23 protein-coding genes are annotated in these 20,840 nt (G+C 59.0%); 10 read left to right on the plus strand and 13 right to left on the minus strand.

Going from position 1 to position 20,840, the window contains the following annotated elements; genetic code table 11:
* On the plus strand, window positions 1-2,044 hold a 2,044-nt coding region (locus DOU54_RS26360), incomplete at its 5' end, for a Tn3 family transposase (protein ID WP_113732162.1).
* On the opposite strand, the gene DOU54_RS26365 is transcribed toward DOU54_RS26360, so the two are convergent.
* Complete coding sequence (locus tag DOU54_RS26365; RefSeq protein ID WP_113732136.1) at window positions 2,027-2,470, minus strand: Hsp20 family protein; 444 nt, start codon at window positions 2,468-2,470, stop codon at window positions 2,027-2,029. The two genes, DOU54_RS26360 and DOU54_RS26365, sit on opposite strands and share 18 nt — an antisense overlap.
* 374 nt (window positions 2,471-2,844) lie before the next feature.
* Between DOU54_RS26365 and DOU54_RS26370 the strand changes: the two genes are divergently transcribed.
* Window positions 2,845-3,147, plus strand: coding sequence for a DUF982 domain-containing protein (locus tag DOU54_RS26370; protein ID WP_113732137.1), 303 nt, complete (start codon window positions 2,845-2,847; stop codon window positions 3,145-3,147).
* 484 nt (window positions 3,148-3,631) lie between these two features.
* On the opposite strand, the gene DOU54_RS28340 is transcribed toward DOU54_RS26370, so the two are convergent.
* Window positions 3,632-3,763, minus strand: coding sequence for a hypothetical protein (locus tag DOU54_RS28340; protein WP_286079970.1), 132 nt, complete (start codon window positions 3,761-3,763; stop codon window positions 3,632-3,634).
* 113 nt (window positions 3,764-3,876) lie between these two features.
* On the opposite strand from DOU54_RS28340, the gene DOU54_RS26380 reads away from it, so the two are divergent.
* From DOU54_RS26380 to nirK, 5 genes are all read left to right on the plus strand, one after another.
* The gene (locus tag DOU54_RS26380) at window positions 3,877-5,358 is read left to right on the plus strand and encodes a multicopper oxidase family protein (protein WP_113732163.1); all 1,482 of its coding nucleotides are present in this window, start codon (window positions 3,877-3,879) and stop codon (window positions 5,356-5,358) included.
* A 13-nt stretch (window positions 5,359-5,371) separates the two neighbouring features.
* Window positions 5,372-7,600, plus strand: a complete 2,229-nt coding sequence (locus tag DOU54_RS26385) for a copper-transporting P-type ATPase (RefSeq protein ID WP_113732138.1) — start codon at window positions 5,372-5,374, stop codon at window positions 7,598-7,600.
* The gene (locus tag DOU54_RS26390; protein WP_113732139.1) at window positions 7,597-7,782 is read left to right on the plus strand and encodes a DUF2933 domain-containing protein; all 186 of its coding nucleotides are present in this window, start codon (window positions 7,597-7,599) and stop codon (window positions 7,780-7,782) included. The genes DOU54_RS26385 and DOU54_RS26390 overlap by 4 nt, the downstream gene beginning before the upstream one ends.
* A complete protein-coding gene (locus DOU54_RS26395) occupies window positions 7,779-8,282 on the plus strand; it encodes an SRPBCC family protein (RefSeq protein WP_113732140.1) in 504 nt (167 codons plus the stop codon). Before DOU54_RS26390 ends, DOU54_RS26395 begins: the two co-directional genes overlap by 4 nt.
* 131 nt (window positions 8,283-8,413) lie before the next feature.
* The gene (gene nirK, locus DOU54_RS26400) at window positions 8,414-9,487 is read left to right on the plus strand and encodes a copper-containing nitrite reductase (RefSeq protein WP_062654007.1); all 1,074 of its coding nucleotides are present in this window, start codon (window positions 8,414-8,416) and stop codon (window positions 9,485-9,487) included.
* A 94-nt stretch (window positions 9,488-9,581) separates the two neighbouring features.
* Here the strand turns inward: nirK and DOU54_RS26405 are convergent, their stop codons facing one another.
* The 4 genes from DOU54_RS26405 to DOU54_RS26420 all read right to left on the minus strand — a co-directional run bounded on the left by DOU54_RS26405 (window position 9,582) and on the right by DOU54_RS26420 (window position 11,583).
* Window positions 9,582-10,085, minus strand: a complete 504-nt coding sequence (locus DOU54_RS26405; RefSeq protein ID WP_062654009.1) for a DUF6692 family protein — start codon at window positions 10,083-10,085, stop codon at window positions 9,582-9,584.
* A complete protein-coding gene (locus tag DOU54_RS26410; RefSeq protein WP_210206222.1) occupies window positions 10,085-10,534 on the minus strand; it encodes a DUF305 domain-containing protein in 450 nt (149 codons plus the stop codon). Before DOU54_RS26410 ends, DOU54_RS26405 begins: the two co-directional genes overlap by 1 nt.
* A 228-nt stretch (window positions 10,535-10,762) precedes the next feature.
* A complete protein-coding gene (locus DOU54_RS26415) occupies window positions 10,763-11,095 on the minus strand; it encodes a four-helix bundle copper-binding protein (protein WP_113732142.1) in 333 nt (110 codons plus the stop codon).
* 5 nt (window positions 11,096-11,100) lie between these two features.
* On the minus strand, window positions 11,101-11,583 hold the full coding sequence (locus DOU54_RS26420) for a DUF305 domain-containing protein (RefSeq protein WP_113732164.1): 483 nt from the start codon (window positions 11,581-11,583) through the stop codon (window positions 11,101-11,103).
* Between the two features lie 576 nt (window positions 11,584-12,159).
* On the opposite strand from DOU54_RS26420, the gene DOU54_RS27665 reads away from it, so the two are divergent.
* Window positions 12,160-12,333, plus strand: coding sequence for a hypothetical protein (locus tag DOU54_RS27665; protein ID WP_193603474.1), 174 nt, complete (start codon window positions 12,160-12,162; stop codon window positions 12,331-12,333).
* A gap of 37 nt (window positions 12,334-12,370) precedes the next feature.
* Here the strand turns inward: DOU54_RS27665 and DOU54_RS26425 are convergent, their stop codons facing one another.
* The 3 genes from DOU54_RS26425 to DOU54_RS26435 form a co-directional block, all read right to left on the minus strand.
* Window positions 12,371-13,084 carry an IS6 family transposase gene (locus DOU54_RS26425; RefSeq protein WP_037095196.1) on the minus strand — a complete coding sequence of 238 codons (714 nt, stop codon included), beginning with the start codon at window positions 13,082-13,084 and terminating at the stop codon, window positions 12,371-12,373.
* Window positions 13,085-13,134: 50 nt separating this feature from the next.
* Entirely contained in the window at window positions 13,135-13,623 is a 489-nt protein-coding gene (locus DOU54_RS26430; RefSeq protein WP_113732143.1) for a hypothetical protein, read from the minus strand.
* Between the two features lie 457 nt (window positions 13,624-14,080).
* On the minus strand, window positions 14,081-17,056 hold the full coding sequence (locus tag DOU54_RS26435; RefSeq protein WP_113732144.1) for a Tn3 family transposase: 2,976 nt from the start codon (window positions 17,054-17,056) through the stop codon (window positions 14,081-14,083).
* 155 nt (window positions 17,057-17,211) lie between these two features.
* Between DOU54_RS26435 and DOU54_RS26440 the strand changes: the two genes are divergently transcribed.
* Window positions 17,212-17,799, plus strand: coding sequence for a recombinase family protein (locus DOU54_RS26440; protein WP_003501080.1), 588 nt, complete (start codon window positions 17,212-17,214; stop codon window positions 17,797-17,799).
* Between the two features lie 36 nt (window positions 17,800-17,835).
* Here the strand turns inward: DOU54_RS26440 and merA are convergent, their stop codons facing one another.
* The 4 genes from merA to DOU54_RS26460 are packed head-to-tail and all read right to left on the minus strand — an operon-like array spanning window position 17,836 to window position 20,265.
* Entirely contained in the window at window positions 17,836-19,278 is a 1,443-nt protein-coding gene (merA, locus tag DOU54_RS26445; RefSeq protein ID WP_003501078.1) for a mercury(II) reductase, read from the minus strand.
* Complete coding sequence (merT, locus tag DOU54_RS26450; protein ID WP_113732145.1) at window positions 19,279-19,536, minus strand: mercuric ion transporter MerT; 258 nt, start codon at window positions 19,534-19,536, stop codon at window positions 19,279-19,281.
* 11 nt (window positions 19,537-19,547) lie between these two features.
* Window positions 19,548-19,835 (minus strand): cation transporter, encoded by a 288-nt coding sequence (locus tag DOU54_RS26455; protein WP_010661778.1) that lies wholly within the window; start codon window positions 19,833-19,835, stop codon window positions 19,548-19,550.
* Between the two features lie 16 nt (window positions 19,836-19,851).
* Window positions 19,852-20,265 (minus strand): mercuric transporter MerT family protein, encoded by a 414-nt coding sequence (locus DOU54_RS26460; protein WP_003501072.1) that lies wholly within the window; start codon window positions 20,263-20,265, stop codon window positions 19,852-19,854.
* A gap of 98 nt (window positions 20,266-20,363) precedes the next feature.
* Here DOU54_RS26460 and DOU54_RS26465 point away from each other — a divergent pair, with 98 nt between their 5' ends.
* Entirely contained in the window at window positions 20,364-20,804 is a 441-nt protein-coding gene (locus DOU54_RS26465; protein WP_023517540.1) for a MerR family transcriptional regulator, read from the plus strand.
* Window positions 20,805-20,840: the final 36 nt, after the last annotated feature.

Raw genomic sequence — 20,840 nt, forward strand, 5'->3', positions numbered from 1 at the left:
GAAGAAGCAGCGGCAGATGGACTGCAGAGCGAACACCGCCAAAGCGCTGCGCATGTTTCTGGATACGATCACCGCCCTGCAGTCTGCCAACGACCATGGTCGGAACGCATTGGATGTTCTCGACCAAAAAGTCGGTTGGGACCGGTTGCTTCGGATGAAGCCTGAGCTTGAGTCGATGGTCGACGACAACGAGGCGCCATCGCTGATCGTAGCGGCCGAGCAATATGCGACCGTCCACAAATATGCTGGTGCGTTCCTTCTAGCCTTCACGTTCCGCTCAGCGCGTCGCCACGATCCACTTCTAGCGGCAGTTGCGCTGCTGAAACGGCTTTATGCCGAGATGCGGCGGACACTCCCGGATCGCGTGCCGCTCACTCACCTCAGCCAAACTGATCGACGGCTTATCTTCGAACAAGGAAAACCCGATCGCCGTCTGTACGAAATCGCGACGCTCGCTGCTTTACGAGACCGGCTTAGATCTGCGGAGATCTGGGTCGCTGGCAGCCGATCTTTCCGGCCCATCGATGAGCATCTGATGCCGCGGTCGACATTCATCAAGATGAAGGACGAAGATCGTCTCGGTTTGGGGGTCCAGAGCGACGGCGCGCAGTGGCTTGCCGAAGCGCGTCAGATGCTCGACTTCAACCTGACGCGTTTGGCCCACAGAGCACGATCCGGAAAGCTCGAGGGCGTTCGTCTCGAGGCAGGAACCTTGATTGTCACGCCAACCGCCAGCGAAGTCCCCCCGGCCGCCGAGGAACTGAATGCCGAGGTCAGCGACATGTATCCGTTGGTGGAGGTTCCCGACTTGCTAAGGGAGGTGCATGAATGGACCGGGTTTGCAGATTCATTCACGCATGTTCGCACCGGCGACGTCCCGAAAAATGTCTCTGCTATGCTGGCGGGCGTCCTGGCCGATGCTACGAACCTCGGCCCAAAGCGAATGGCGGGCGCATCCAAGGGGATCAGCGCTCATCAGATTGGTTGGATGCGCGCATTCCATGCTCGATCGGAGACTTACCGCGCGGCGCAAGCGTGCATCACCGAGTCCCACACCCAGCATCCGCATTCCCGCCTTTGGGGTAATGGCACAACGTCATCGTCCGATGGCCAATTCTTCCGTGCGAGCGATCGTGCTGCAAAGCGCGGTGACATCAACTTGCATTACGGCAGCGTGCCAGGATCGAAATTCTATAGCCATCTGTCAGATCAGTACGGCTACTTCAGTATTTTGCCCATCAGTCCAACCGAAAGCGAGGCGGCCTATGTGCTCGATGGGCTCTTCGATCAGGACACGGTCCTCGACATCCAAGAACACTTTACCGACACAGGCGGAGCCAGCGATCATATCTTCGGGCTGTTCGCCCTGATCGGAAAGCGGTTCTCACCGCGACTACGCAATCTCAAAGACCGGAAGTTCCATACGTTTGAAAAGAGCGGCGCATATCCGGCGCTGTCGAACCATATCGGGACGCCGATTAATGCCAATCTGATCCTCGATCATTGGGACGACCTGCTCCATCTCGCGGCGTCGATCACGACACGGTCCGTGGTGCCGTCTACGATCCTCAAGAAACTGTCCGCGTCTTCAAGGCAGAGCCATCTCGCGAGGGCGCTCCGCGAACTCGGCCGTATCGAAAGGTCGCTCTTTATGATCGAATGGTACTCAAGTCCGGCACTACGGCGGAGATGCCAAGCCGGTCTAAACAAGGGCGAGGCCGCCCATAAGCTGAAACGCGCTGTGTTCTTCCACGAGCGGGGCGAAATCCGCGACCGGTCGTTCGAGAGCCAAGCTTTCCGCGCCTCGGGGCTCAATCTCGTCGTCAGTGCGATCGTGCACTGGAATACGGTTTATCTTGATCGCGCGGTCACACAGCTGAAACGAGCGGGGCGAGACATTCCTGATACTCTATTGAAACACATATCGCCGCTCAGTTGGGAACATATCAACCTTACCGGCATCTACACATGGGATGCCGAACATCAGATGCCGAACGGATTTCGATCGCTCCGCCTTCCGGCTAGGCTAAGGAACGCCGCGTAAGTTCTCATTCCGTTCGTCCTTAGCGTACGATTTCGCACTCCTCTTGTTCTGGCCCCGCTTTAGGACAATTCGCAGGAGACCGTCGGAGAGCGACGCCGTCTCGACGTGAACATGGCCAGCCAGTTCGAAGCGACGCTCGAACGACTGTCCGCCAATGCCCCGATGTAGGTACTCCCCTTCCTTCTTCTCTGCTTTCGACCCTTTGATGATCAGGACGTTGCGCTCCTGGGTCACGTCGAGATCGCTCTGGCTGAAGCCTGCGACTGCCATGGTGATCGCATACTCGTCATCGCCAAGCTTGACGATGTCGTAGGGTGGCCAGAGGTCAACCGCCTGCAGGCGCTGCGCGTTATTGAGAAGGTTGAACACACGGTCGAAGCCAATGCTGGACCGGTAGAGGGGTGCGAAATCAAGTTCCGTTCTCATTACCATATTCTCCGTAAAGCAACATGGATTGGAGACGCCACCGAAAACCTGCGTCTCCGGCCTATCGGCCCCTACTAAGGCTGCCGATGCAATGAATCTGGTTGGCGAAAAATGCCTGTTCAAGAACCTGGGAGGAAATTTTTCGCCGCCGCGTAATCCCGCTCTGGTATGGGGCAATCAGCTACCCGCCAACCTGGCTTGCTGTGCAGTAAGCGCCTGCGTTCGCTCCCGTCGACATATACGGTTTCTCTATCAGATTTAGTGACCTGAGTGGTGTTCCGACTTGAACGGAAGGACGCGGCAAACCACATCGATAATCGGCGTTGGCCACAGCGCCTTCCTTGTTGATCACAAACAGAATCAGTGAGGTGGAAATGATCTCGAAGCTCTTTGATCGTCCGGTGTATCTGAAGGAACAAAAGAACCTCGTCCGCGAGATTACGGCCGTGGAGGAGGCGATTGATTATCTGGAGGATTGGCCAGAACGGGAACGGGACCTGATCCATGAGGCGGCCTTGAGGACCTGCTACATGGCACATGACGGTTTGACACCTCTTCGGGCAGCACGCGATGCGATCCGCTCTTTTGCTAAGAAGAAGGGCATCCTTGCCAAGGAACCTGCTGTGAAGCCTTGGATGATCAGGCCTGTTGGCGGTAGCGGCAGGGCATCGCTCTAACCCGTTGAGGCGAGAGGTTGGAGATGCTGCCTCTCGCCTTCATCAAGGCCACATGGGCGCAGAGTCGGCTTCGCTTCTTCCCGCCGCCGCTCTGCAACGGGCGCGGACCTCCGACCACACATCGATAAGGTAACGTGGCAGGTACACACATTCATCTGAGTGACGGCCTTGACCTTCCCACGTTGGAAGCACCAGCATCGGCAGCCTGGCAATCGATGCCAAGCGACCACCGACCATAATGGCACCCCAACATTGATATAGATCAAGGTGCACAATGGGAGGCGTGGCATGGTAAGATGACGGAGGATCGACGATGCGCACGTTAGCACAGAGAGCGTTGGTATGGAGGCTGCTCGCGGCACTCCTTGCTGTTGCTCTCGTGTTCAGTGCGCCGGTTGCGCATGCCGCTCCCCAGACCTGCCTGGACGGACACCACCAGATGGTGGACGGTGATCCAGGCGACGCGACTTCCAAGCTTCACCACTCACCCGAGCAGAACTGCTGCAGCGTCATCTGCGTCTTCTGCCTCGCGGTTGCTGCGCAGCCCGCAGGATCGGTTCAGTCGGTCCTCCTTCTGGCCAGGGTCCTGGATATCGCTGACGATGTCGCTGGTCACGACCCGTCTCCCGGCCTTGAGCCTCCTCGATCTTTCGGTTGATGAACTGCTCGCCGCTGGCGGGCCATTCCCACCATTGGGCCGATTACGGCCAAGAAGATCGAGAGAACGTCATGTTTCGTCGTCAATTTCTGAAGACGCTCGCCGTCAGTGCGGCAGCTATTTCACCCCTTGCGCAAAAGTCCTGGGCTCTTACCAACTCTGGACAGTCTTTACCCATCGAACTCGCAGTCACCAAGCGCTCCATTGAAGTGAATGGCCGATCCGCCAGCGTCTTCGGCCTTGTTCAAGGCAATGGACGGAGCGGCCTTGTCCTGGATGCAGAAGATGGCTTCAATGTCATGCTGGCCAACACTACAAATGAAGCCACGCTTATTCACTGGCATGGGCTTACCCCTCCATGGGAGATGGACGGTGTCCCGGACAATCCCGCAGCGCCCCTCGCTGCAGGAGAGAAGCGTCACTACCAGTTCGACCTCGCAGGCGGCGGCACCCACTGGATGCACGCCCACACCTTGCAGGAACAAAGCCTTCTGGCAGCCCCTCTGATCGTGCGGACGGCGGAGGACCGCGCTCGTGACGAGCAGGACGTCGTGATCCTTCTCCACGACTTCTCGTTCAGGTCACCCGAGGAATTGCTGGCGGAACTGCAGCAAGGTTCCGCAATGGGCGGCGGTCATGGGGGCCAGATGCCGATGGATCACGGTAGCATGATGTCCAACATGGCGAAAATGCACGGCGGCGGGATGCCCATGGGTGGCATGGCGATGGGCGGCATGGGCATGGGCATGGGCATGATGGACCTGAACGACATCGAGTATGATGCATACCTCGCCAACGACCGCACGCTGGACGATCCGGAGATCGTACAGGTCGAGAAGGGTGGCCGCGTTCGGCTACGCATCGTCAATGGTGCAACGGCGACCGCCTTCACCATTGACACGGGAAGCGTCGTGGGAAGCCTGGCCGCCGTCGATGGCATGGCCATCGAGCCCGTCACCGGCACCCGCTTCCCGATCAGCATGGGCCAGCGGTTGGATATCGTACTGCAACTCCCGCTGGGCACCGCGTCACTTCCGATCCTTGCCTTACGCGAAGGCTCCGAGGAGCAGACAGGCGTCATCCTCGCAACGGCGGACGCGACCATTTCGAAGGTTGCCACAAAAGCTTCTTCCGCCGGACCGGTCCTCGACCTTTCACTGGAGGCGATCCTCAAAGCGACGTCACCTCTGGACGAACGGCCCGCAACGAAGACCTATCCTCTGATCCTCTCCGGCAGCATGACCGGCTACTCATGGGGGATCAGCGGCGATGCGATGGCCGTCAATCCTGATGACAGGGTCCGCCTCGTGATGCGCAACATGTCGATGATGACACACCCGATGCACCTTCACGGACACCATTTCCAGGTGGTCGGCATCAACGGACAAGGCATGCGGGGAGCCGTGAGGGATACGGTTCATGTTCCTCCCATGGCAGAGGTTGCTATCGAGTTCGATGCGAGCAACCCGGGCCGCTGGCCGTTCCACTGCCACCACCTCTACCACATGGCGGCAGGGATGATGTCCTTCGTGTCCTATAACCGCGCGATCTGATCGGAGAGCGGAGATGAAGCACGAACATCACGGCCATCATGCTCACGATGATCATCATCAAGAGCATGACCATGAGCACCACCCTCAGGTGGCAGAGAAGCAAGTACCTCCTCCGGGCATGCTGGGGGAAGGCGTCATCTACACCTGCCCGATGCATCCGCAGGTGAGGCAGATCGGCCCCGGCAACTGCCCGATCTGCGGCATGGCACTGGAGCCGGAAGTGGCGACCCTGGGAACGGGTCCAAGTCCGGAACTGGTGGACATGAGCCGACGGTTCTGGATTGGCCTCGTCCTCAGCATCCCGGTCCTTGCCTTGGAGATGGGTGGCCATCTCACGAATCTCCACATGATACTGGGGCCACAGACGTCGAACTGGCTGCAGATGGTACTCGCGACACCGGTTGTCCTCTGGGCGGGCTGGCCGTTCTTTGAACGGGGTTGGAAGTCCCTGGTGACCCGTCATTTGAACATGTTCACCCTGATTGCGATGGGGACGGGTGCCGCCTGGATTTACAGCGTCGTTGCAACGGTTGCGCCAGGCGTCTTTCCCGACACGTTCCGCGCGGAAGAAGGTTCAGTCGCCGTCTACTTCGAGGCGGCCGCCGTCATCACCGTCCTGGTCCTGCTCGGGCAGGTTCTGGAACTGAGGGCACGCGAACAGACAGGCGGGGCGATCCGCGCGCTTCTCGATCTGGCACCAAAGACGGCGCGTCGGGTTCTTGCGGATGGGACGGACGAGGATGTCGGTCTTGACGCCGTGGCCGTCGGCGACCGCCTCCGGGTTCGACCGGGAGAGAAAGTTCCTGTTGATGGTGTGCTTCTGGAGGGCCGCAGCTCTGTGGACGAATCCATGATCACCGGCGAGTCGATGCCGGTCACCAAGGAGGTCGGGTCGACGCTCATCGGCGGCACCATGAACCAGACCGGTGGCTTCATCATGGAGGCGGGCAAGGTCGGACGCGACACGATGCTCTCCCAGATTGTTCGCATGGTCGCGGACGCCCAACGCTCTCGCGCACCCATCCAGCGCCTCGCAGATGAGGTCTCGGGATGGTTCGTTCCGGTCGTCATTGTGGTTGCGCTCGTCGCCTTTGCCGCCTGGATGATCTATGGGCCTGAGCCTCGCTTCGCCCACGGCCTGGTGGCAGCCGTCGCCGTTCTTATCATTGCCTGCCCCTGTGCCCTGGGGCTTGCGACACCTATGTCGATCATGGTCGGTGTCGGTCGGGGAGCTAGTCTCGGCGTGCTGATCAAGAACGCGGAGGCACTGGAGCGCTTCGAAAAGGTCGACACGCTCGTGGTCGACAAGACCGGAACCCTGACAGAGGGACGGCCCAAGGTCACGGCCATTGCACCAGCGGAAGGCATCTCCGAAGACGAGCTGCTGCGGCTGGCCGCCACGGTCGAACGCTCAAGCGAACATCCGCTGGCGCTCGCGATTGTCAATGCGGCAGGTGAGCGTAGCATCGCCCTGGGAGATGCCATCGATTTCGACAGCCCTGTGGGCAAGGGAGTGACGGGGACGGTCGATGGAAAGCGGCTGATCCTCGGCAGTCACCGCATCATGGGGGAAGAGGGTGTCGACGTCAGCGCCATGACCGCGAAGGCGGAAGAGCTGCGCAACGAAGGCGCTACCGTCATATTCACCGCCATCGATGGCAGGCTGGCCGGTCTGTTTGCTATCGCCGATCCCATCAAGCCGACGACACCGGATGCGGTAAAGGCGCTCGTCGAAGACGGTGTTCGGGTCGTGATGCTGACGGGCGACAACAAGACGACTGCTCATGCAGTCGCGCGACGCCTCGGGATTACCGAGGTGGAGGCGGAAGTCCTGCCCGAGGACAAGAGCAAGATCGTCTCGCGCCTGCGCAGTGAAGGCAGGATCGTCGCCATGGCGGGCGATGGTGTGAATGATGCTCCCGCGCTTGCGGCGGCCGATGTCGGCGTGGCTATGGGAACGGGAACCGACGTCGCCATCGAAAGCGCGGGCGTCACCCTCCTGAAGGGAGACCTGCAGGGCATTGTCCGGGCACGGCAGATGAGCCGCGCCACGATGAGCAACATCAGGCAGAACCTCTTCTTCGCCTTCATCTACAATGCTGCAGGCGTGCCTGTCGCGGCGGGCGTCCTCTACCCTGTCTTTGGTCTGCTGCTCTCACCGATCATCGCGGCGGCGGCAATGGCATTGTCTTCGGTCAGTGTGATCGCCAACTCTCTCAGGTTGAGGAGCATGAAGATATGACGGTCAACCGCACGCTCCTGCTGATGGGCGCATCCCTGGCCCTGATCCTGGTGTTCTACATCCTTCTTGAGCACTGGGGGCACGTTCTGGGCTACGCCCCCTACCTGATCCTGCTGGCCTGCCCACTGATGCACCTGTTTCATCGACATGGCGGTCACGGCCACAAGGATCACCGGTCGTGACCTACCAGCGGTCGGCATCGAGCACTGTAGCCTTGTCGGCATTGGCCGAACGGGTTTTCGAGTTGCTCGACAATCCGGCCTTCCTCGGTGCGCACATGGAAGAGCCCTCAGTCATGATGCTGGGGGCTTCCATGAAGTACAACTTTGACGAAGCGGAAGGACGTGCCGTCGGCTCTGTCATTAGAATGAGGGGGCTGATACTCGACCGGGCGCTCTCCGTGGAGGAAGTCGTGACGGAACGACATCCTCCGCTCTCAAAGACTTGGGAGACGCGCGGAACGGTGCGTCTCCTCGTCATCGGTTCCTACCGTATGGGATTCAGGATCAGTCCCGCCAGATCGGTATGCAGCCTGAACGTCAGGATCGAGTACAACCTGCCCACCCGTCTCCCCGATAGGCTGCTGGGGCGCTTGCTGGGCGGGTTCTACGCCAACTGGTGCGTGACGAAGATGACCGCCGGAGCGATTGCGCATTTCCGCCCCGCTCCGCAGACGCCGTAGGCTCGAACCCGACACCTGCAGGCGATCACGAAGACGCGAGCGAAGCTTCTATTTGCGGCATCGCAAGGATGCTCCGACGGACGCAGTGTCCAATAATAGGCAACGCAGACATAAATAGCAGGACCAGAATTATGACCAGTAGAACACTCTTCCGCGCCGCCGTCGTCGTCGCACTCCTGTCGGCGACGGCAATGCCGGTGCTGGCCGACGCCACCCACAACCATCCGGCGGCGAACGGGACAGCTGCCGCTCCCCTCGATATCGTACGGGCGGCGACAGACCTTGCTCAGCCAGTAGGTGCGAGGGGTCCGGAAACGATCAAGGTGAAGCTCGACACGGTCGAAGTTACTGGCAGCCTGGCGGACGGCGCGACCTACCACTACTGGACCTTCAACAGGAAGGTTCCAGGCCCCTTCGTCCGAGCAAGAGTCGGCGACACCGTCGAAGTTGAACTAACCAACCTTGCCGATAGCAGTGAACGCCACAGCGTGGACTTCCATGCGGTCACGGGACCGGGAGGCGGAGCGGAGGCGACGGACGCTGCACCGGGAGAAACGAAAGGCTTCAGCTTCAAAGCACTGAAGCCGGGCCTTTACGTTTACCACTGCGCTGTACCGATGGCCGCCCACCATATTGCCAACGGCATGTATGGTCTGATCCTGGTGGAACCGGAAGGTGGTCTTCCTCCGGTGGACCGCGAATTCTACGTGATGCAAGGCGAGGTTTATACGGCGCAGGCCTATGGCACGAAGGGCAAGCTGACGGAGAGCCTGGACAGGCTGATGGACGAGACGCCGGAATATTATGTGTTCAACGGTGCAGCCAATGCGCTGACCGGCGACAATGCGTTGACCGCAAAGGTCGGCGAGACTGTTCGCATCTACTTCGGTGTCGGCGGCCCCAACAAGACGTCGAGCTTCCACGTGATCGGCGAAATCTTCGACAAGGTGTATCAGCTCGCGTCGCTGACGACGGAGCCGCTGACCGACGTGCAGACCATCACGGTTCCGCCCGGCGGAGCTGCGGTGGTCGACATGACGATGGACGTTCCGGGGGAGTACGTGCTGGTGGACCATGCTCTGTCACGGGCAGCCCGTGGCCTGGTGGGCAAGCTGGTCGTCAAGGGAGACGAGCGGACCGAGGTCTTCAAGGCAGCAACGACACGCACTGCTCAGGCGGAACATGGTAAGCACGAGACGCACTGATCGGCACAGCGCAGGAGGCGGGCTGCAGAAAGCCGCTCCCGCCTCCAGCGTTTGCACGTTTCAGCCAGAGTGCTTCAAGCAATCACGTGCCGCGCTAGCCGCCGCACTGATAGTAACCTGAATATCCCACGCGCAGGCTCTCACCAATCGCGAATACCATGTCGGCTTCCACCTTCTCTCCCGCTTGGACCTCATCGACGGAGAGAGTGACGCTGATGGGCCCAGAGGTCAGGAAGAGGTTGCCGTCCCCGCCAGCTGGCTGCAGTTCCACAAGGTGAGCGTTCACCTTTAGGACAGCAGTTGTCACGGTAGCGCCCGGTGTTCCCTTGAGGGCAAGTATCGGCTTTCCAGCACTCGTGTACCTGAACGTGCATTGAGCAGGCGAACCAAGGACTTTGGCGATCTCCGCGTCCACCATCGTCGCGGGGTCGAGTGTGGGTATGTCAGCGCCAGCTATGGCTTCCTCACCGGAGAGCACGCGGGCAGCCTCTTCAGAACGCGGAGGACTAATGATGTCGTCAGCAGCTTCCCGTTCGCCACATCCCGACAGGAGACTGGCCGAGGTAAGGAGCAGCAGTGAAAGGAGGGAGTTCTTCATCAGTCACGCTCCTCCAGGTCCTCGATCAGATACTTCATCTCTGCGATCTCCCGCTCCTGGGCCTCGATGATCTCGTCGGCCAGCTTTCGAACGCGGGGATCGGAAATCTGCGCACGCTCACTCGTCATGATGGCAATCGAATGATGCGGGATCATCGCGCTCATGTATTCGGCGTCGTCGACCGTCACCTGGCTGCGGACGAGCCACAGCGACAACGCGAAGACCGCGACGGACCCGCCGAAGATGGCCATGTTGAGCATCTGCTTCTTGTACATACCGAGCATGAAGGCGAGCATGATGACCGCCATAGTCGATCCCATGACCAGGGCCATCCAGGCTCGGGTCTCGCTCCAGAACACATGTTCCAGTGCGTAGGTGTTCAGATACATCAGACCGTACATTACGACCGTCGATGTCGCGATCATGGCGACAAAGCGCCAGTAGGACATTCCCATTAGATGTTCTCCTTCGGCTCCTGGTGGATTGCGCAATACCGCTGATCCCGGCCGAGTTGATGCGTTTGATTATGCTTCACCCGTCGCCCGCCCCTTTCGGGTCCTCGGGCGCAGCGGGATACTGCCAAGATCGGGAGTGCGAAAAAGCAGCATGCGCCCAGCATGAACCCCAGGTGGGTACGGAAGGACAGACCTCCGTCCGTACCCATGCTTCCGCAGGGGCTACTGCGCCATACGCTCGCAGCTTTCGGCACACTTGCGGCAGGCATCGACGCAAGCCTGCATGTCACCGACCCGTTCGCAGTCGTCGGCGCACTGGCGGCATATTTCCGCGCACTCGCGGCAGGTGTGCTTGTGGTGCTCTGTGCCGATCAGCATGAAATGGGCCGAGGTGCGGCAGATTTCGGCGCAGGCCATCATCAGCTTGAAGTGTTTCGGCTCCGTGTGCTGGCCGCCCTTTTCGAGGCAATGTCCCATCGCCATGGAGAGGCACTCGCTGTAGCAGGCCAGACAGTTGTCGATGCACTGCTTCATTTCCGGGGAGATGTGGTGCATGGGCGTTACTCCTTCACTTCCTTCTCGACCCACTCAGTCAGTCGCTCGACTTCTTTCGTCTGATCGTCGATGACGTTCTGCGCGGTCGCCTTCGCCTCTTCGTTGTCGCCGTGCTCCAGCTCGACCTTCGCCATGTCGATTGCACCGAGATGATGTGCGATGAGGCCGCAGATGAAGGAGACGTTGGGATCGTCCTTCATCATCCCCTGCATCATCTGCTGGTTCATCGACATCATCGCCTCCATCGAGGCCTGCTGATAGTCAGTGAGGTTGGCCATCGGGCCCTGACCACTATTGGAGCCTTGTCCGCCCATCGGCATCTGCTGACTGCCCATCGGCATCTCGCCACCCATTGGCATGCCCGACATCGGCATGTCGCCCTTGCACTTGTCGGGGAATGTTGCGTCGGCTGCGGCAGGATTAACGGATGCGAGTATTGCAGCGGAGACCGCGAGCGCGGCGGCTGCGTGTTTGACGTACGTGTTCATGTTGAACTCCTGTTGATTTGAGGGACGTGACTCAAACAGCAGGAGTTCTGGGAGGGGGATCAATCGCAGCCGGGAGGAGAAGCGGCCGCTCCGGTCTGACGTGCACATACAGCTGGCCGAATGGTACCTCAGGTGGAGCATAGACAAGCGGCTGAGGAAGGATCGGACAGCAGTGCATCTGCGCGCAGCACGTTCTGGAAAGTTGAACATCCAGACCATCGCGTTGGCTGTCCAATGCCTGGTGACTCGCCTGCACCTCAGGGCAATGGTGGCTCGGTGCAGCGAAGGCAGGAGCCGTAGCGAAGAGCCCGATGATAAGCAGCGTCGCTGCCATCACCGATAATCCTGCCTTCAAAAAGTCCGATAGGGACATCCTTCGGTCTCCGCGCTCGTTGGCTGGAAACACCGGAGCAAAAGAGAAAGTTCCAGCCGCGATGGCGTTCGCCGTCGTCCCTCCTGCAAACCTTCCCATAGGATAGATGTTCTAGCGCCACACAAAGGACGAGATGTCCGTGCTGTAGAGGCTGGTCGATTGACAACCGTCAAGCCGACGGCGATTCTTTGGACATGAGTGGGATGTTGAGAATCACATCGCAGGTTTTGATGCTGATCGTCAGGCTGGCGGTCGTGCTGTCGCTGGCTGGCTACAGCATGTCGGCCGCCAATGCCGCTATGCATCCCGCCATGCCTGACTCCGCTTCCTTCGTTGAAGGTGACCGTTCGGCTCATGGCGTGGTGGCGTCGCCTTAACCGAGTTTGGGATGCGGTAGTCTCTTCGACCTGAACTTCACGCATCAATCGACAAAGCGATTTCCCGCCAGGTCGAGATGGCGTGAGTGCGAAGCTGGCGATGGTCTGCGGCGGTCAAGTCTTTGCGGTGAAGAAGGAAGAGATTGGCGATCTGGCCGTGAGTGGAGACGAAACGCTGACATTGCCGCGCGGACTTGAAGCGCATCATGCGCCGCTCTCGTCGTCGCACAGCAAGATGGGAATTTTCAGCCTGGTTGTTCAATCCCTTGTGCGAGCGATGTTCGACCTTCGGCATCAAATCCGCCTTCGCAGCCGAATAGGAACGCAGCTTGTCGGTCAGCATCACGCGCGGGGCGATACCTTGACCCTTGAGCAGTTTGCGCATTAGACGCAAGGCTGCTGCCTTGTTCCTTCGGCTTTGCAAGAGGGCGTCGAGAACGTAGCCGTTGGCATCGACGGCGCGCCACAGCCAGTATTTCTTTCCCTTGATCGTCACCACCATCTCATCGAGCTGCCACTTGTCGGCAAACTGGCCTCGTGAGCGGCGTCGGAGCTGATTGGCGAACTTCAAGCCAAATTTCGCCGCCCATTCCGAGACGGTCTGGAATGAGACGTTGATGCCGCGCTCGGCCAACAGATCTTCGACGTCGCGTAAACTGAGCGGAAATCGGAAATACAGCCAGACCGCATGGGTGATGATCTCGGCAGGAAAGCGGTGGCGTCTGAAGTGGGCGGCAGGGAATTCGGTCATGACAATCCGAATATCAAGTCGGCTAAAACAGGCGGTTAAGGCGACGCCACCTATTCCGCGTATAGAGCCTCAGGGAGAGACGTTGAGAACCAGTAAAGGGTGGCTAATGTCAGTGGAACGCTGATCATCACTGTGCGTGTCGTGGCGCCGGTGATTGCAAAAATGAAGGCGAGCAACACGAAATATATGTAGCGCGTCTCCACATTGTAGACGAGCAGGTAGCTGACGAGGTTGAGGTACATGAACAGATGCATGGCCAAGTTATGCAATTCGAGCTTGGCCAGGGACATTGTCCGGTTGTTTGCTAGAAGCTTGTTAAACAGGTAAAAGCCGAGAGCCGTCGTCGTACTGATGAGGGAGAACGCGACCAGAATAGGGCCGGTCTGCGTCTGCCAGTGCTCCCAGGTGACGAAGAGATAGTAGCCGCAGGCGGGCATCAGGATTGGTCGCAGGATGGGGATATAGGCATCCACCATTGCCTGCTGTCGTGCCGGGTCGATGGATATCCCGAGCTGATTGAGGAGACTGGCGATTTTCATCGAGAGAATTTGTTTTCGCCCGATCCGGAAAGTTGACGCTTTGATGGAGATAAACGCATAGATTTGTCCCGTTTATTGTCTGCCGTCAAACCGTACACTCGCAGTATGGCCCGACTTCTTGTGATTATCGGTGTATATATATCAGTGAGATTTAAAACAGGTTTACGGCATGCCAGTGTGGAGCAGCGCGAAATTTTCCCACGCCAATGCATCTTAGTGGGAAAGTAAGAACAGTTTAATCGAATGATAAGGGCGTCTGCCACGTCGCTTTCCCTAGACTCACAACGTCTTGACCCATCTGCGAAAGCGATGTCATGCAAATCGACGAGGGATTCCTAGGCTTGTGTCGCATCAAAGCCGCGGCTACGGCAGGGGCGCATTTTCATTCAGGGCTCAAATTGGGGTCAGAACAAGAGCTGCTCGAAATCGTACGCTAAGACCGAACGGAGCGGGAACGTCATGCAGCGCGGAGGATTCTTCCAGGAAGTCGCAATGGCCTGAAGCCTTCGGGCATCTGCTGCTCGGTGTCCCAAGAATAGATGCCGGTGAGATTTATGTGCTCCCAGCTGAGTGGCGAGACATGCTTGAGCAATATGTCGGGGATAGTTCGACCACTTTGACGCAGATGGGCTACGGCACGGCTGAGATAAACGGTATTCCAGTGGACGATGGCGCTGACGACAAGGTTGAGGCCCGAGGCACGGAATGCCTGACTTTCGAACGATCGGTCGCGGATTTCGCCGCGCTCATGGAAGAAAACGGCCCGCTTGAGCTTGTGGGCGGATTCTCCTTTGTTAAGACCGGCTTGACATCGCCGGCGAAGTGCCGGGTTGGAATACCATTCGATCATAAACAGGGATCGCTCGATGCGCCCGAGCTCACGCAGGGCTTTCGCCAACTGGCTCGGTTTCGAGGATGCCGCCAGCTTTTTGAGGATCATTGAGGGCGCAACAGAGCGTGTCGTGATTGATGCCGCCAGATGGAGAAGTTCATCCCAGTGTTCCAGAATGAGGGCGGTATTGATCGGCGCGCCGATATGGTTGGCCAGTGCTGGATATGAGTCGGCCTTTTCGAAAGTATGGAACTTCCGGTCCTTGAGATTGCGCAGCCGAGGCGCAAAACGCTTTCCGATCAGAGTGAAGAGGGCAAATACATGATCGCTCGCACCTCCGGTATCGGTAAAGTGCTCCTCGATCTCCAGGATGGTGTCGTGGTCGAACAGGCCGTCGAGAACATAGGCTGCCTCGCTCTCGGTCGGGCTGATCGGCAGAATGCTGAAATAGCCGTACTGATCGGAAAGGTGGCTGTAAAATTTCGAGCCTGGCTCGCTGCCATAATGCAGGTTGATATCACCGCGTTTGGCGGCACGATCACTGGCCCGGAAGAACTGACCATCAGATGATGCGGTCGTCCCTGTTCCCCAGAGCTGGGCGTGGGGATGACGCGCATGGGCGTCGGTCACACATGCCTGCGCTGCGCGATAGGTTTCCGTGCGGGCATGGAACATGCGCATCCATCCGATCTGATGGGCGCTGATCCCCTTGGAGGCTCCGGCCATACGTTTCGGGCCAAGATTGGTGGCGTCCGCGAGCGTGCCGGCGAGCATGGCCGGAATGTTTTGCGGTGAATCGCCCGTTCGAACATGGGTGAACTGGTCGGCAAAGCCGGTCCACTCATGCACGTCTCTTAAGAGATCCGGCACTTCGACAAGCGGATACATTTCGCTGAGTTCGATATTTAGTTCATCGGCTGCAGCGGGCACTTCGCTCGCCAGCGGTGTTACAATCAGGGTTCCGGCATCGAGACGGACGCCTTCAAGTTTGCCGTTGCGGGCGCGATGGGCGAGACGTTTCAGATTGAAGTCCAGCAATTGTTGCATTTCGGTGAGCCAAGCCACCCCGTCGCGCTGCACACCGAGCCCAAGCTGGTCAGTTTCCTTCAGCTTGGTAAAAGTAGGGCGGGGCATGAAATTTTCATTTATCGGCCGGAACGCCCTGCTGCCTTCGACCCAGATGTCGGCCGAACGAAGCCGCTCGCGCAACGCTGCCAGTGTTGCAATCTCATAGAGACGGCGATCGGCCTTTGCCTGCCCGAAGATCAGTTTACGCTCCGCCGCGCCGAGATGAGCGATCGGGACACGTTCGGGAAGCACGCGCCTTCCTTCCGCGTAAAGGGATCTGAGTGTTTCGATCGCTGCCAGCAAAGGACCATACCGACGACTTGAATGGAATGTGAAGGTCAGGAGGAACCGGCCTGCATAATTGCGAACATTGGCATATTGCTCAGCTGCAATAAGCAAGGGTGAGGCGTCATTGTCTTCCACCATCGCCGCAAGCGTCGGCTTTGCCTGCACCAAGCGATGCCAGCCGACGTGGCGGTCGAGCGTTTCAATTGCATCTTCATCATTGTCATTGGCGCACTGAAGAGCCGATATCGTGTCGAGAAACAGCCGTAGTGCCTTAGCCGTCTCCATCCGGGTGTTCACATGGCGCTGCTTCTTGCGGTTATTCGCCTGCGAAAACAGCCTGCCGATCAGCTTGATGAACATGGTGACTGCGGCGTCGGTGAGCTTTTGCCCAAGCTTGATGATCTGCGCGATGATCGTCGCGCGCCGCCGACTGGCGTTGAAGTCGGCGGCAAGCCATGCCGGTGTCACATCGCCCTCCCGGACCATCTGCTCCCAGCGACCGGAGTGGATGCGGGCTTGTAGTCGGGGATCGATATCGAGCGCGCGGATGAAAGCGATCCTGTCGGTCAGCGTGACCAGGTTGGTTGCTCCCGGAGCATCTGGCGCAGATCGCAGCCAATGGAATCGCGTCTGTCGTATCTCGGGATCAACCGTCAAAAGATCATCGAGGGATTGGAGCTTTTCGGCTGAAAGGCCCGATATCAGGGCAGCCTCGGCGCGACGGCGGGCTATTACGCGGCCGGCAAAGCCGATCCGCTCTATTGTGTCAGGTGCGGGAAGTAACACCTTCCGCTCCCGCAGCGTGGTGACAATAGCTTGGGCAATAGAATGGCCCTTGTCCGTTGCGGTCGCCGTTTCGACGGCGGATAGTAAGGCGGCGCGCCGGTCCTGTGCTGTTGCTGTTCGTTTTCCAAAATAGGAAAGCAAATGCGCGATATGCTCGCGGCGAGTTTCCTCCCGCCTGGCATAGGAACGGAAACTCTCCGGATCAGCATCCAATTGTTCGGCTATATAATTGAGCATCGCCCTCGGCGGAATTTCGTGCACCATGAGAGCCCGGCCCGGATGCCGCATCATGCAAAGCTGGACAGCAAAGCCGAGCTGGTTATGTTTTCGCCTGCGGACTTCGATCTCCAGCCGGTCCGATGGAGATAGAGTGTAGTGACGGATCAGACTATCCTCATCGGTCGGTACGCCGAACAGCTCCTGTTGATCCTGAATTTTGAGAAACTTCCGCCGCGCCATTTTTTACTCCATACAAACTTGCGTCGATGGTTCCGGGCATGTCCGGAAACGGTCGTTTGAGTACAGGCCTAAATCACCCTGTCCACAAATTATCTTGACTTATTTGTGGACAGGCATCACCTTTCGGACAACCTATTCGGACGAAATTGAACCTTATGCCACGCACCTTTGCCTATGTCCGTGTCTCCACGACCGGACAGACCACCGAAAACCAGATTCAGGAAATCGAAGCGGCCGGCTTCCACGTCGAGCCACGCCGTATAGTCACCGAGACCATCTCGGGCAGCGTCGCCATTGCGCAGCGCCGGGGTTTCTCGCGACTGATGGATAAACTCGAAGCCGGGGACGTGCTCATCGTCACCAAGCTCGATCGGCTCGGCCGAGATGCGATCGATGTCAGTACGACGGTCAGGAAACTGGAGGAGCTGGGCGTGCGGGTCCATTGTCTGGCCCTCGGCGGCGTCGATCTGGCGAGTTCCGCCGGGAAGATGACGATGAGCGTCATCAATGCCGTCGCTCAGTTCGAGCGTGATCTGCTGATCGAACGCACGCAGTCGGGCCTCAAACGAGCCAAGTCGGAAGGCAAGACCCTCGGCCGTCCCGCTCGGCTCAATGAGAAGCAGAAATTGGATGTTCTCTCGGATTTGGCGGGCGGGATGAGCGTTTCCGCACTCGCCAGAAAATTTGACACCAGCCGCCAGACCATCATGCGTGTCAGGATCGAGGGCGACCGCTCCGTTTAAGCCGTGACTTGAGTAGGCACCCGTTTCCCTTTCGCCTCACCCCGCGCAGCAGGACAGTTTTTTCACATCCCTGTCGAAGGTCTGAGCCGCAAGCTTCAAACCTTCGACAGTCGTCAGATATGGAAAGATCGTCTCCGAGAGATCATCGATCGTCAGGCCGCAGCGGATGGCCAAGGCTGCCGTCTGAATGCTGTCAGCACCCTCTGGTGCAAGGATGTGAGCGCCAAGGAGTTTCCGGGTTGACCCGTCGGCGACCAGCTTGATCAGGCCGCGCGTGTCGCGCGCCGCCAGCGCCCGCGGCACATTGTCGAGGGAAAGGACGGAGGTGCGAACCGAATGTCCGGCAGCCCGCGCCTGCGCTTCGGTCATGCCGACGCTCGCCACCTGCGGATCGGTAAAGACCACGGCGGGCATTGCGGTGTTGTCGTAACTCAGGCTGTTGCCGTTCAATGCGTTCTTGGCGGCGAGCTTTGCGCCATAGGCGGCCATGTAGACGAACTGATCTTTTCCGGTTACATCGCCGGCGGCATAGACGCCCGCCTTCGAGGTGCGCATGCGATCATCAACGATGATGGCCCCGGCCGGTGTCAGGTCTATACCGGTTTCAGCAAGCCCAAGGGCTTCAGTGTTCGAGCGGCGTCCCGTCGCCACAAGAATCCGCTCGGCAGTCAAGATTTCCGGACGTCCGTCCCGCGCGATGGCGAGGGCAACACCACCATCATCGGTCTTGCGGGCGGACTCGTAGGTAATGCCGCTGACGATTTTAATCCCCTCATCGGCCAGATAGGTGGCAAGCGCAGCGCCGATTTCGGGTTCAGCCTCCGGCAGAAGCCGGCTGCGGAACACGAGTGTCACTTCGACACCGGCCCGTGCGAAAGTCTGGGCAAGCTCCACGCCGATGTAGCCGCCGCCAAGCACTATCATCGAGCGTGGCAGCTCGGTCAGGGCGAGCGCTGTCGTGCTGTCGAGCGGCGATACGTCAGCGATCCCCGGAATCCCCGGCAACGCCGGACGCGCACCGGTGGTGATGATAATTCGCTCGGAGCCGATGTGCTGGCCCGCGACCTGGACACCGCCGTCAACGAGGCGGGCCGGACCTTCGTGGTAGACCACATTGTTGTACTCCGGCAGCAGATCAGCGTATTTCGCCTGTCGCAGACCGGCAACCAAAGCGTCTTTCTGGGCGATCTGAGCGGCCCAATCAACCACGCGCGCGCCGCTTTCGATCCCATCAAACCGGGCAGCCGCATCGTTGGCGTGACGTACAGCCTCCGTGGCCCGGATCAGGGCTTTCGAGGGCACGCAGCCGATGTTGACGCATGTACCGCCGATCGTGCCATGCCCGACAAGAGCCACTTGGGCGCCTAGTTCGGCGGCCGTGATCGCGGCGGAGAAACCGGCCGAGCCAGCTCCGACGACCACAAGATCATAACGGCCGTTGCCTTTGTTGGAAGTTGGAACGTCGCAAGCTTCACACATTCAATTCACCTTTGTTGTCTTGTTATTCATCGAGCAGCAATTGGCATCCGCTGATGAGGCGGAACGCCGACGCCGGTAAAGATAAAGTGCGGACGCCCCAATCGCGGCGAGAGCGATCGGGATCAGCACATAGCCGGCCGCTGCGAACCATGCGGAAAAGCCAAAAGAGCCAACGGCGACCAAAAGAAATGGCGCGGCGCAACAGATGACGGCGAGAAACCCGACTCCGCCAAGGCCGATGAACTTTCCATCTGTCATGCTGAACCTCCTTACTGCGAAACGCCGGACGGATAGCCAGCATTGGTGGTTGCGGTGATCAGCGCGGCGACATTCGTCTGGCTGTCGTCAAAGCGCACCTTCGCGATCGCCGCGCCGGTCGCCTCCGATACATCAACATCGAGCACGCCTGGAACGTTGCTGAGCGCCCGCTTCACAATCGGGCCGCAGAGTTCGCAGGTGGCATTGGCAACATTCAAGGTTACGGTCTGCTCGGCGGCAAAAGCGTGACCACCCGTCAGCAGGGACGCAGTAAGGGCAATGAGGGGCAGGATTTTCATGAGATTCTCCTTGGGATTAAGCATCGAGGACAAGGCGGGCGGCGTAGGGAAAGCCCACGGCGATAATGATCAAGACAGTTGCGACCCAAAGGCCGATCTTGGCGTTCCGATGGGATGATGGACGCGCGCAGTAGGAACCCTCGGCGCATTCAGCCGCCTTCGGCCTGCGATAGACGAGATAGAAACCGTAGCCGAGGCAGGCGAGCGCGATCGTGATAAACACAGGCTGGTAGGGTTCGAACGCGGTCAAATTGCCGATCCACGCGCCGCTGATGCCAGCGAAGAACAAGGCAAAGGGCAGCACGCAACAGGTTGCTGCGCCCAGTGCCGCAACGATGCCGCCGACCGACAGCAATGCTGCCCGATCAAAACCCTTTTCGGCTGGCTCTGTGACTGTATTTGCCAGCGTCCGTGTTTCATCCTGCATCATCGTTCACATGCTCCCGCAATTGATCTATCGTGACCCTAGTGCCTGTAGCGACTACAGGGTCAAGCGAGAAATTTTCACGGATTTGTGCGAGCTATGTGATGACACAGAATGATGAATTTTCGATCGGCGTGCTGTCCGAGCGCAGCGGCGTCAACATAGAGACGATCCGCTATTACGAGAAAATCGGCGTCATGCCGAAGCCCGCCCGCAGCGCAGCGGGTTATCGTATCTACACAACTGAACACGCAAGGCGGCTGCATTTCGTGCGGCGCGGCCGTGAACTCGGCTTCAGCCTGGACGAGTTGCGCGGCCTGCTTCGCCTGGTCGATGGGCATACCTACACCTGCCGGGAGGTCCATGCGCTCACCATCGAACATTTGAAAGATATCCGTCAGAAAATCGCCGATCTGCGGCGTCTAGAGCGGGCCATGTCGAATATGGCGGCGCAATGCACCGGCGATCAGGTTCCAGAATGTCCGGTCATAGATGCCCTTTTTGAAATGCGGTCAATCAAGCGTTCCCGCTCCGTTCAAGCTTAGCGTACGATTTCGAGCAGCTCTTGTTCTGACCCCAAT

It is taken from the genome of Agrobacterium sp. MS2 (genome assembly GCF_003261015.1).
Taxonomy (GTDB): Bacteria; Pseudomonadota; Alphaproteobacteria; order Rhizobiales; family Rhizobiaceae; genus Agrobacterium; species Agrobacterium pusense.